Origin of the sequence: Streptomyces sp. NPDC088261, from assembly GCF_044740805.1 — a bacterium.
Lineage (GTDB): Bacteria > Actinomycetota > Actinomycetes > Streptomycetales > Streptomycetaceae > Streptomyces.
Genome location: NZ_JBIURL010000004.1, coordinates 371853 through 384014, shown reverse-complemented (window position 1 = coordinate 384014; position 12162 = coordinate 371853). Strand labels below are relative to the sequence as shown.

At 73.4% G+C, this 12162-nt stretch carries 7 protein-coding genes and 1 pseudogene; 4 read left to right on the top strand and 4 right to left on the bottom strand.

The features are described from left to right. Positions 1-31 precede the first annotated feature (31 nt). The gene (locus ACIODU_RS11385) at positions 32-2089 is read right to left on the bottom strand and encodes a phosphocholine-specific phospholipase C (protein WP_401766538.1); all 2058 of its coding nucleotides are present in this window, start codon (positions 2087-2089) and stop codon (positions 32-34) included. 412 nt (positions 2090-2501) lie between these two features. Between ACIODU_RS11385 and rsgA the strand changes: the two genes are divergently transcribed. Beyond that, positions 2502-3704 carry a ribosome small subunit-dependent GTPase A gene (gene rsgA, locus ACIODU_RS11380; RefSeq protein WP_401766535.1) on the top strand — a complete coding sequence of 401 codons (1203 nt, stop codon included), beginning with the start codon at positions 2502-2504 and terminating at the stop codon, positions 3702-3704. 51 nt (positions 3705-3755) lie between these two features. Here rsgA and ACIODU_RS11375 read toward each other — a convergent pair whose 3' ends face one another. From ACIODU_RS11375 to ACIODU_RS11365, 3 genes are all read right to left on the bottom strand, one after another. After that, positions 3756-4121, bottom strand: a complete 366-nt coding sequence (locus ACIODU_RS11375) for a PPOX class F420-dependent oxidoreductase (RefSeq protein WP_161308140.1) — start codon at positions 4119-4121, stop codon at positions 3756-3758. A gap of 71 nt (positions 4122-4192) precedes the next feature. Further along, positions 4193-4675, bottom strand: a complete 483-nt coding sequence (locus ACIODU_RS11370) for a DUF456 domain-containing protein (RefSeq protein ID WP_356425536.1) — start codon at positions 4673-4675, stop codon at positions 4193-4195. A gap of 111 nt (positions 4676-4786) precedes the next feature. After that, a complete protein-coding gene (locus ACIODU_RS11365) occupies positions 4787-5815 on the bottom strand; it encodes a helix-turn-helix domain-containing protein (RefSeq protein ID WP_401766530.1) in 1029 nt (342 codons plus the stop codon). Positions 5816-8199: 2384 nt separating this feature from the next. Between ACIODU_RS11365 and ACIODU_RS11360 the strand changes: the two are divergent. The 3 genes and pseudogenes from ACIODU_RS11360 to ACIODU_RS11350 form a co-directional block, all read left to right on the top strand. After that, positions 8200-9645 (top strand): annotated as a pseudogene (locus tag ACIODU_RS11360) (protein phosphatase 2C domain-containing protein); the annotation flags it as partial. A gap of 77 nt (positions 9646-9722) precedes the next feature. After that, positions 9723-11465, top strand: a complete 1743-nt coding sequence (locus tag ACIODU_RS11355) for a pyruvate dehydrogenase (protein WP_356425545.1) — start codon at positions 9723-9725, stop codon at positions 11463-11465. A gap of 136 nt (positions 11466-11601) precedes the next feature. After that, complete coding sequence (locus tag ACIODU_RS11350) at positions 11602-11976, top strand: ATP-binding protein (RefSeq protein ID WP_401766527.1); 375 nt, start codon at positions 11602-11604, stop codon at positions 11974-11976. Positions 11977-12162 lie beyond the last annotated feature (186 nt).

The window sequence follows — 12162 nt, the reverse complement described above, 5'->3', positions numbered from 1 at the left end:
GCGGCCGGTCCGGCCGGCCGCCCCCCAGGGGTCACCCGGTGATGATCGCCGGATCGCTCACGCCCGGCTCGCCGGTCTCGACATGGCCGGCGAGGCGCCGCAGGAACGCCGGGTCGGTGTCGGCCGTCACGGACACGTCGTACCACCGCTCGCCGTGCCGCGTGTCGACGGTGTGCACCACGTGACCGCCCGCGCGCACCCTCACCGTCTCGCTCTTCCCGCCGTACGCGTCGGTGAGGGTCAGCCGGCAGTCGCGCGTGCCCGCGTTCCGCAGGGTCAGCTCGACCCGGCCCCGGTGCCCGTCGTGCCGGGCCGTCACCTCGGGGCCCGCCACCGTGCCCGAGCCCTTGAAGGTCCGCAGGAACCCGTTCGGCCCGAAGACCGAGAGGTCGTACGCGCCCTTCGAATACGCGGTGTTCCAGGTGTCGGAGAGCTGCTGGTCCGCCCCCGCCGTGTACGTCCACGGCCCGTCCGTACGGTTCGCCGAAGTGACCGTGAAGGCCGCCCCCGCCTCCTCCCCGCCGCTGAAGGTGAGCGTGAACCGCCCGGTCGCGGGGGTCGCGGACCCGTCCGCGAACGGGGCGTACGGCAGCGGGCGCGTCGGCCTCGACCCCTTCTCCTGCTTGGGCAGGACGGGACGGTCCGGCGGCACGGGTACGTAACTGGGGTGCCGCTCCTGGTCCGGCGGCTCGTACCCGTCCGTGCCGGGCAGGCGCGCGGGCCGCGTGTTCTTGAGCGAGAAGTCGAAGGCGGACGTGAGGTCGCCGCAGATCGCCCGCCGCCAGGGCGAGATGTTCGGCTCAAAGACCCCGAAGCGGCGCTCCATGAACCGGATGATCGACGTGTGGTCGAAGACCTCCGAGCACACGTACCCGCCGGTGCTCCACGGCGACACGACCAGCATCGGCACCCGCTGCCCGAGACCGTACGGTCCGGCGGCGTGGCGGCTGTCGCCCGGGAAGTGGTCGAGGGTGGTGTCGACCGTCGACCGGCCCTGCGCTGCCGAGGCGGGCGGGAACGGCGGGACGGCGTGGTCGAAGTAGCCGTCGTTCTCGTCGTACGTGATGAACAGCGCGGTCCTGCTCCACACCTCCGGGTTGGAGGTGAGCGCGTCGAGCACCTGCGAGATGTACCAGGCGCCGTAGTTGGCGGGCCAGTTGGGGTGCTCGGAGAACGCCTCGGGCGCCGCGATCCAGGAGACGCGCGGCAGCCGGTCCGCCTTGACGTCCGCCCGCAGGATGTCGAAGAACCCGTCGCCGGCCTTCGCGTTCGTGCCCGTCCGCGCCTTGTCGTACAGCGGGTCCCCGGGCTTCGCGTCGCGGTACTGGTTGAAGTAGAGCAGCGAGTTGTCGCCGTAGTTGCCCCGGTAGGCGTCGTCGATCCAGCCCCAGCTCCCGGCCGCGTCCAGGCCGTCCCCGATGTCCTGGTAGATCTTCCAGGAGATCCTGGCCTTCTCCAGCCGCTCCGGGTACGTCGTCCAGTCGTACCCCAGCTCGTCGTTGCCGAGCACGGGCCCGCCGCCCTTGCCGTCGTTCCCGACGTGGCCGGTCCACATGTAGTACCGGTTGGGGTCGGTGGCCCCGATGAACGAGCAGTGGTACGCGTCGCACACCGTGAACGCATCCGCGAGCCCGTAGTGGAACGGGATGTCCTCACGCGTCAGGTGCGCCATCGTGCCCGCGGACTTGGCGGGGATCCACTGGTCGTACCGGCCCTGGTTCCAGGCCTGGTGGCCGCCCGCCCAGTCGTGGTCGAGCCCCTCGATGAACTGCATGCCGAGGTCCTCGGCGTCCGGGTGGTACGGCAGGACCTCCCTCGTCCCGTCGGACTGGTGCCAGACGGACTTCCCGCCGACCGGGGTGACGGGGCGGGGGTCGCCGAAGCCGCGGACACCGCGCAGCGAGCCGAAGTAGTGGTCGAACGAACGGTTCTCCTGCATCAGTACGACGATGTGCTCGACATCCTCGATGGTGCCGGAGCGACGGCTGGCCGGGATGGCCGCGGCCCGGTCGATGCTGTTCGACAGGCCGGAGAAGCCCGCGGTCGCGCCGGCGACCTGGAGGAAACGACGCCGATTGAGTTCAGGCATGTGTTCAGTGACCTCGTGGGTGTCTTGGGGGGTGAGGCGAACCGGGCGGGGAGAAGGTCTCCAGGCCAGCGACCCAAAGGGACGGGGCGGTGTCGCCCGTGTGTCCGGACGATGCGCACCTGGGGAACACGGGGCGTGGGAGGCCGCCGGTCCTGGCCGGTCCCCGCCGCGAAAAACACTTGGCGCTCGTCCGGGCATGGGCGTTACGTTGGGTCCGTTCGTTCCGTGAGCTGTGTGAACCAGGAGGTGTGACCGATGGTTGCCGTCGAGATGGGCGCTGCCCGCATCCAGCAGATGTGTGTCACAGACACTCCTGTGGCCCGCGGCTGACCTGACCTCCGCGTCGCTTTCGCCGATCCGGAGCTTCCGCGCCCGAGGCGCGTGCCGGGGCCACCCTTGTGAAGGGTTTCCCTTGTCTTTCTCTTTTGCGTCTTCCGCCTCCCCCGAGGTTTCTGCCTCCCCCGAGGCTTCTCCGTCGCACCCGCTCGCCCCCTACGGCTGGGACGCGGGCTGGGAGGCGGAGTTCACCCCGTACGCCGAGCGGGGCCTGGTGCCCGGCCGGGTCGTACGCGTCGACCGCGGCCTGTGTGACGTCGTGACGCCGGCCGGTCCGGTCCGGGCGGACACCGAGTACGTCGTACCGCGCGATCCGATGCGCGTCGTGTGCACCGGTGACTGGGTCGCCCTCGACGCGGGCGGTGACCCCCGGTTCGTCCGGACGCTGCTGCCCCGGCGGACCGCGTTCGTACGGTCCACCTCGTCGAAGCGTTCCGAGGGCCAGGTCCTCGCCACCAACGTCGACCACATCGTGATCTGCGTGTCGCTCGCGGCGGAGCTGGACCTCGGGCGCGTCGAGCGCTTCCTCGCCCTCGCGATGTCCAGCTCCACCGGCGCGGCGCTGCTGCGGGAGAACGCTCCCGCGAGGGAGAGCGGGGCCGCCGGGGAGCGCGAGGCCGCGCCGCTGGTCGTCCTCACCAAGGCCGATCTGGTGGCGGACCCCGCCGTACTCGCCCATCTCGTCAAGGACGTCGAGTCCGCCGCGCCCGGCGTGCCGGTGCTCGCCGTCAGCGCGGAGACGGGGGAGGGGGTGGACGTGCTCTCGGCCGTCGTGTCGGACGGTACGAGTGTGCTGCTCGGCGTCTCCGGCGCCGGGAAGTCCACCCTCGCCAACGCGCTCTTCGGCGGGCCGCTGATGGAGGTGCAGGCCATCCGTGACGTCGACGGGAAGGGCCGGCACACCACCACGACCCGCAACCTCATCGTGCTGCCCTCGGGGGGCGTGCTGATCGACACCCCCGGGCTGCGGGGGGTCGGGCTGTGGGACGCGGAGAACGGGGTCGGACAGGTCTTCTCGGAGATCGAGTCGCTGGCCGGCGGGTGCCGCTTCCACGACTGCGCGCACGGCGCGGAGCCGGGGTGCGCGGTGCTCGCCGCCGTGGCGGACGGTTCGCTCTCCGACCGGCGGCTGGAGAGCTATCGCAAGCTGCTGCGCGAGAACAAGCGGATCGTCGCCAAGACGGACGCGCGGCTCCGGGCCGAGATCCGGCGCGACTGGAAGCGCATGGGCGCGGAGGGGCGGGCGGCGATGGACGCGAAGCGGGGGAAGTTCCGGTAGGCGGCGCCGGGCGAGGGTGAGGGGGCCGGTCCGCCGGCCCCCTCACCCGGCTCACTCCAGGCCCCAGCTGTGGATCTTCCGCGGGTGGATACGGATCAGCTCCTCGCTGAAGTGCGGACCGAGGTCGTGCGGGCCGGTCAGCAGCTCGGCCTCACCCCGGATGTCCACCCCGCGCACCTTCCACGGCGTGACGCTCACGATGTCGTCGACGACCAGCGCGACCTTGGGGTGGGTGAGGAGGTTCCGCCACTTCTTGGTGGTGCCGAGGGCGTAACCGCCGATGAGGATCGTCCCGTCGTCCTGCGGGTGGAAGCCGACCGGGTTGGCCTGCGGCTGCCCCTTGGGGTCGACGGTGGCCATGCGCCCCAGCCGCTGGGTCCTGAGGTACGCGCGCTCGGCGTCACTGAATTCGGTCATGCCCCAGCCTCACACGCGGGCGGCGCTCCGGTCGCGGCTCAGCCCCACGGACGGCGCTCCGGGGTCGCGGCTCAGCCCAGGATGAGTGCGCCCAGCCAGGCGCCCACCACCAGCAGGCACGCGAACAACTCCACCAGCAGGGGGTATCCGGCGGTGCGCATGACCGTACGGGTGGAGGCCCAGCCGTCCCGGTGACTGCCGAGCCGGATCCGCTCGGCGCCGTAGATGCCCCCGACAAACCCCAGGATCCCGCCCAGGACCGGTACGACGAAGAAGGCGACGATCGCGGTCGTGCCGCCCACCAGCAGGGTGCGCCGGGGTGCCCCGGTCCTGGTTCTCCGGCGGGAGGGCAGCAGCGGTCTGAGCGCCTGGTTGAGCAGCAGCAGGGCCGTGGCGCCGATCAGGACGACCCAGGCGGCGCGGGACGTGTCCGCCAGCGCCCACCACAGGACGGCGGCCCAGACGATGGCCTGACCCGGCACACCCGGGACCAGCACGCCGAACAGGCCGAGGACCATGACAAGGCCCACCAGCACCAGCTGCCACACGTCCATCTGCCCAGCGTGCCGGAACGGGGGCGGTCCCGCAGGTCGCGGAGGGGGCGTGGCGCGGCGGGCGTGCCGGGCCCGTGGACCGGGTCCGTGGACCCGGCCTGTGGACCCGGCTCAGCGCCGGGGCTCCCGCGCCACCCAGCCCTTCTCGTACGCGTGCCAGCCGAGCTGCAACCGGGTGGTCACCCCGCTCAGCTCCATCAGCCCCTTCACCCGGCGCTGTACGGTCCGCAGCCCCAGGTCCAGCTGTTTCGCGACGCTCGCGTCGGTCATCCCGGCGAGCAGCAGCGACAGTACCTCCAGGTCGGTGGAGTCGGGGCCGGGCAGAGCGTCCTCCAGGATCTCGGCGCTGCCGGTGTTGCCGTCGCCGTTGCCCTTGCCGTCGCCGGAGCCGAGCCGCAGGGGCAGGGCATCGCGCCACACCGCCTCGAACAGGCCCAGCAGCGACTCCAGCAGTCCACTGGCGTGGACGACCAGGGCGGCGGGCTCCGCGCCCCGCCCGGTGAGCGGCACCATGGCCAGACCGCGGTCGGCGACCACGAGCTTGGTGGGGACCCGTTCGATGACGCGGACCTGCTCGTCGCGGCCGAGGGCGGCGGACAGTTCGCTGATGCCGGCGGGCAGGGCGAGCACCTCGCGCTCGATCACGACGCGGTACGCGACCCCGCGTCGCGCCGCCCGTTCCTCGGCCTCGTTGTCCATGCCCGTCACGGCGACGGGCTTGCCGGTGACCAGGGCGCAGACCTCCGCGGTGGCGCCGAGCTGCAACTGCACGAACCGGTGGGCGACGGCGCTCGCGCCCGTCACCACCTCCACGAGGTCGTGCACGGCGGGTTCCCTGGCCTCGGCGCGGTACTCCTCGGCGAGGAGCACGGCGGCCAGCTCGGCCTGTTCCAGCTCGTGGCGGTGCTGGGTGAGGAGCGCGCCCAGCGCGACGGCGGGGGGAGCGGCGACCCAGCGTCCCGTACGGGCGGAGGACTGGGCGGCCAGTCCCTGGCGCTCCAGGCGGCGCAGGGCCCGTTCCGTGTCCGCCTCGGGCAGGGCGAGACGGTGGGCCAGGTCCGAGACGTCCGCGGCGCCGATGGCCACGAGCGCGCGGTACGCGGACTCCTGTCTCTCGTCAAGACCTATCGCTCCCAGCACCCTGCACCGTCCTCACCACACACCGCCGTACTCCTGGGCGCCCCTGGGAGCCCCTGGGAGACCCGAGGGACCAACCCGGATCAACCACCGGGAGCATCCTGTTTCCGCCGTGATCCGTGGCGGAAACCAGCCACGGCGTAAACCCGCCGCCCCCATCATCCCCTTTCGGCCGCGTGCTCTGCGAAGGTGGCGCCATCACAGCAGCAACAGACCCCGGTCACCTGCCCCTTGGGCAGCCTGACCTGGATTTGCTCGGGGAGGGTGATGCCCCCGGTCTCCGCGCCGGCGCATCTGCCCCGCGCTGACACTGTGAACGTCTGCCGGGCGTCCTTCCCGTGGGGGGTGGGGCCGCCCGGCGGACTTAATTTTTCCGGTCGCCCCGTTTTCTCCTCCCCGTCGCGGTCGAAGATAGGGGCATGAGCGAGCAGGGGGAGCGGCCGGACGCCGACGACTGGTGGAACCGTCTGTACGACGAGTCCGCGCAGGACATGGGTACGGGGGACCCACTCGACGCCCACTTCGCCTCGGCGGTGGACGCGGTGGCGTCCCCGGAGACGCAGCGCCCGCGGGCGTGGTGGGAACAACAACCCCCACGCCCCACCCCGGCGAATGCGTCCCCACCGGCCCCTCACCCCCACCCAACCAACACCCCACCACCCCCAGGAGCCCCCTGGCCGTCATCCCCGGCCCACCCGACGCGGGCCGACCCAGCCCCCGACGACGGTGGAACCACACCCCGGGAGCGCCCGACAGCGGTCCCGGCAGAGTCCAGGCAGCCCGAGCCGTCGTCCCCAGAGCCCCCGGACACGATCCGCCCCGAACCCGATCCTCCCGAGGCCCCGGCGCGGCAGGGGAAGCCCGGACGGGCTTGGACCTCACCTGCGGTGCCGCCCGACGCAAGCCGCGCAGACTCCGAGTCCCCTCGGTCCCCGGCCCGGCAGTGGTCGGACGCGATTCCGGAGGCGTCCGGGCTCCCTCGGGCATCGTCCCCAGAGCCGCCCGGCTCGGCTCCGGTGCGCCCGGAAGCGGACGGACCTGCCTGGGCCTCGCCTTCGGTGCGTCCGGATGAGGTGCCCGCAGAGCCCGAGCCTCCTGGCACCTCGTCCCGCGAGCAGCTGGACGCGGCCCCAGCGGCGCCCGAAACTCGTCCCACTCCGGCCTCGCCGCGCCCGGACAGCGCACGGGCAGAGCCCGAACCGCCCCGGCCCCCGGCCCTGGGGCGGCCGGACCTGGTGTGGGCGGAGCCCGAACCTTCTGGGCCCCCGGCGCGGCCGGGAGAGCCTGGCCCGACCTGGGCCTCACCTGCGGCGCGGCCCGGCGCGGGCGGTGCGGAGTCCGAGTCCCCTGGGGCCTCGGACTCTGAGCCGGCTGGTTCGGTTCCGGCGGGGTCGGAACCTCCTCGTACTCAGGCTCCGGCCTCGGAGCGACCGGACGGCGCAGGGGCAGAGCCCGAACCTTCTGGGGCCCCGGCGCGGCCGGGAGCGTCCGGCGCGGCTTGGGCCCCGCCTGTGGCGGGGAGTGACACGGGTCGGGCGGAGCCCGAACCCGCCGGGCCCTCGGCGCAGGAGTGGTCCGACGTGGTTCCGGCGGAGCCAGGGCCGCCTCGGGCCTCGGCCCCGGAACGTCCGGGTGCCGTTCGGGCGGAGCCCGGGGGGCCTTGGGCCTCGGCCCCGGAGCGTTCGGACACCGTTCAGGTGGGGCCGGGGCCGTCCGGGGCCTCGGCCTGGGAGTGGTCCGACGCGGTTCCGGCGGAGCCCGGGGCGCCCGGGGCGTCGGCTTCGGAGCCGTCCGGTTCGGCTCCTGCGGCTTCCGTACGGCCGGATGTGGTTCCGGCGGAGCCCGAGTCATCGGCTGTCTCCGCCGCCGACTCCTCGGCAGGGGCGCTGCCTCCGGGCCACCGGCCCAGGACCGCGGCAGTCGGGGCGCCTACCTCGCCGGGGCTGGGCGATGCGGACGCCGAGGCGTCGGACGGTGCCGACCGGGCCGTGCCGGGCCCGGACGCCCGTAGCGATGACGGAGAGGGTGAGGGCGCTTGGGCGGGCGGCGGACTGCCGTCCGCCAGGAATCCGCAGGCCGTGCCGGGAGCCGCGTGGGGGCCGGCCGCTCCGGCCGGGGAGTCCTTCGACGACGAGAAAGGCGTGAGTCCACCCCCGAGGCCCTCGGACCCACCCGTGGCCCCCCGCAGGCCCCCGGGACCGCCTGTCCCGCACCTGACTAACCCCGCGCCCTCAGCGCCGCCCACGCCGCCCACACCGGCCAACCGCAGGGCCCCTGCGCCCCCTGCGCCGCCTGTGATCCCCCCTGCGCCCTCTGAGTCGCCCACGCCGCGCGTGATCCAACCTGCGCCCCTGGGGCAGCCGGAGCCGCCCGTGGTCGACCGAGGGCCCTCCGGGCCGCCCGCCCCGCCTGTGATCCCCCTTGCCTCCTCGGGGCCGCCAGCCCCGCCCGTGGTCGACCGTGGGCCCTCGGCGCCACCCGCGCCGCCCGTGGTCAACCACAGGCCCGCGGGGCCGCCCGCACCGCCCGCAGTTCACGCCACGCCCCCGGCGCCACCCGGCGCCCCCGTGCCCCCAGGGCCAACCGCACCGCCCGCAGTTCACCCCGCGCCCCCGGGGCCGCCCGCCCCCTCCACCCCGCCCCTGATCCAGCCCGCGCCCCCGGCGCCCCCAGGCGCCCCCGCGCCCCCGCCCCCCGGCAGCGACCCCCGCCTCCCCGCCCACGACGGCCCCGGGGCGCCCGGGCCGGCCGTGGGGTGGGGGGAGGGCGGGCCCCGGGCCGAGGACGGGGCGTCCGTGGTGGCGCTCGCCGCTGCCGGGCGGGACCGTGCCGAGGACTTTCCCGCCCCCGCGCGGCCCGGCGTCGCCCATCTCGGTGGGGGGCCGCCCACCTACGACCCCGAGCCCACCGCCCTGCCCCCCGCCCACGCCGACCGCCTCGGCGAGCTCGTCGCCGACACCGTGCTCGACGGCGCCCGCTACGGGACGTACACGCTGCGCGCCGCCTCCGTACGCGGCGATTCCGGGCGCTACCGGGGCGAACCCCGCCGCGACACGCTCCTCACCGCCCGCTTCGGCGAGGGCGACGCCGCGCTCATCCTCGTCGCCGTCGCCACCGGCGTCCGCGCCACCGAGGGCGCCCACCTCGCCGCCGCCGACGCCTGTCACTGGATCGGCGGTGCCGTCGGCCGCAGTCACAGCCGGCTCTCCGACGACATAAGGGCCGGCCGCAGGGGCGACCTCAAGGCCGGACTGCAACGGCTCACCGACCGCGGCTACGGCAAGCTCCGCGCCCGCGCCACCGAGCTGGGCCTCCCGCCCGACGCGTACACCGCGAGCCTGCGCTGCCTGCTGCTCTCCGCCGACCCCGGCTGCCGTACCCGCGTCTTCTTCGGAGTCGGCGGCGGCGGCCTCTTCCGTCTCAGGGACGGCGCCTGGCAGGACCTGGAACCCGCGGTCCCCGACCCCGCCGCCCTCACCGGCGACCCCGTCGTCGGCTTCGGCTCCCGGCCCCCCGAGACCCCCCGCCGCGACCGGCTGACCGTGGACCTCGGCATCCCGACACCCCCCGCCCCGTACGTCGAGGAGCCGGTGCCCCCGCAGGCCGAACCGTTCCGCTTCCGGGCCTCCGTCGCCCTCCCGGGCGACACCCTCCTCCTGTGCAGCCCCGGCCTCGCCGAACCGCTGCGCGGCGTCCCGGCCCTCGCGGCCGAGCTGGCCGACCGCTGGAGTTCCGACGAACCGCCAGGTTTGGCGTCCTATCTCGCGGACACCCAACTCAGGGTCAAGGGCTACGCGGACGACCGCACGGCCGTCGCCGTCTGGGAGGCGTAACCCCGCCCGGCGTGGGTTGATGGACCCAGGGCGGCGGCCGGACACCGGCGACCGGAGACGAGAGAGGGCACCTTCCCATGGCCAAGCAGAACGTGGCGGAGCAGTTCGTCGACATCCTCGCCAGGGCCGGTGTCCAGCGGATGTACGGAGTCGTCGGCGACAGCCTCAACCCCGTCGTCGACGCCATCCGCCGCAACTCCGCCATCGAATGGGTGCAGGTCAGGCACGAGGAGACGGCCGCCTTCGCGGCCGGCGCCGAGGCCCAGATCACCGGCAGGCTCGCCGCCTGCGCCGGCTCCTGCGGCCCCGGCAACCTGCACCTCATCAACGGCCTGTACGACGCGCACCGCTCCATGGCCCCCGTCCTCGCCCTCGCCTCGCACATCCCCTCCAGCGAGATCGGCCTCGGCTACTTCCAGGAGACCCACCCCGACCAGCTGTTCCGGGAGTGCAGTCACTACAGCGAAATGATCTCCAACCCGAAGCAGATGCCCCGCCTCCTCCAGACCGCGATCCAGCACGCGATCGGCCAGGGCGGGGTCAGCGTCGTCACCCTCCCGGGCGACATCGCCGACGCGCCCGCCCCCGAACGGGCGGTCGAGCACGCGCTGGTCACCTCCATCCCCTCCGTACGCCCCGCCGACGCCGAGATCGACAAGCTCGCCCGCCTGATCGACGAGGCGAAGCGCGTCACCCTCTTCTGCGGCAGCGGCACGGCCGGCGCCCACGCCGAGGTCATGGAGTTCGCCGAACGCGTCAAGTCCCCGGTCGGCCACGCCCTGCGCGGCAAGGAGTGGATCCAGTACGACAACCCGTACGACGTCGGGATGAGCGGGCTCCTCGGCTACGGCGCCGCCTACGAGGCCACCCACGAGTGCGACCTGCTGATCCTGCTCGGCACGGACTTCCCGTACAACGCCTTCCTCCCCGACGACGTCAAGATCGCCCAGGTCGACGTGCGGCCGGAGCACCTCGGCCGCCGCTCCAAGCTGGACCTCGCGGTGTGGGGCGACGTGCGCGAGACGCTGCGGTGCCTGACCCCCCGGGTGAAGGTGAAGACGGACCGCAAGTTCCTCGACAAGATGCTGAAGAAGCACTCGGACGCCCTCGAAGGCGTGGTCAAGGCCTACACCCGCAACGTCCAGAAGCACACGCCGATCCACCCCGAGTACGTCGCGTCCGTCCTGGACGAACTGGCCGATGACGACGCCGTCTTCACCGTCGACACCGGCATGAACAACGTCTGGGCCGCCCGCTACCTCACCCCCAACGGCCGCCGCCGCGTGATCGGTTCGTTCAGCCACGGCTCGATGGCCAACGCCCTGCCGCAGGCGATCGGCGCGCAGTTCACCGACCGGGGACGCCAGGTCGTCGCCATGTCGGGCGACGGCGGATTCTCCATGCTGATGGGCGACTTCCTCACCCTCGTGCAGTACGACCTGCCGGTGAAGATCGTCCTGTTCAACAACTCGGCCCTCGGCATGGTGGAGTTGGAGATGATGGTGGCGGGACTGCCGTCGTACGGCACCACCAACCACAACCCCGACTTCGCGGCGATCGCGCGGGCGGCCGGTGCCTTCGGCGTACGGGTCGAGAAGCCCCGCCAGCTCGGCGCCGCGCTCAAGGAGGCCTTCAAGCACAAGGGCCCCGCGCTGGTCGACGTGGTGACCGACCCGAACGCGCTCTCCATCCCGCCCAAGATCAAGGCGGACATGGTCACGGGCTTCGCGCTCTCGGCGAGCAAGGTCGTGCTGGACGGCGGGGTGGGGCGCATGGTCCAGATGGCGCGCTCCAACCTCCGGAACGTGCCCCGTCCCTGATTCCGTGCGCCCCCGGGATGCGGATCTGAATGCGTGAGCGGTCCCGTGTCGGGCATGCATCTCCTGTAGATATCGAGACAGGAGTAGAAGCCGGTACGAGCGGGGGGACAGAAGGATGGCTGGATTGCGGCGCCGAATGGGAGGCGCCGATCTCGCGGCCGTCCCGGAGGTGCGTCACGCCTTACGGGAGATGCTGAGACATTGGCAGGAGAGGGACTGCGCGGAGGTGGCGGAGCTGCTCATCAGTGAGCTGGTCACCAACGCGCTGGTGCACACGGAGCGGGGCGCGGTCGTCACGGCGACCGTCGCGGACTCCCGACTGCGCGTGGAGGTGCGGGACTTCGCCGCGCCACCCGCCGGCCCACCCCTGGCGCCGGTGCGCGCCGCCGACGACGCCACGCACGGCAGGGGGCTCGCGCTGGTGCGCAGTCTCGCGGACGACTGGGGGATACGGACGAGGCCACTGGGAAAGGTGGTCTGGTTCGAGATGAACGGCGAGGCCGCCGCCTGAGCCCGCGAGGGGCGCGCACACACCGAGCCGTACGGCCAACAGGCGCAGTGGGCGCGGCGGGTGCGGTGGCCGCAAACGCCGGACCGGCGTGACGGTTGTCCCGCCACACCGGTCCGTTGGGTGCGAATCTCCCGCGCGAGCCGCGAAATCCGCGAGCCGCGTGTACAGAACCTCAGCCTCAGTCTG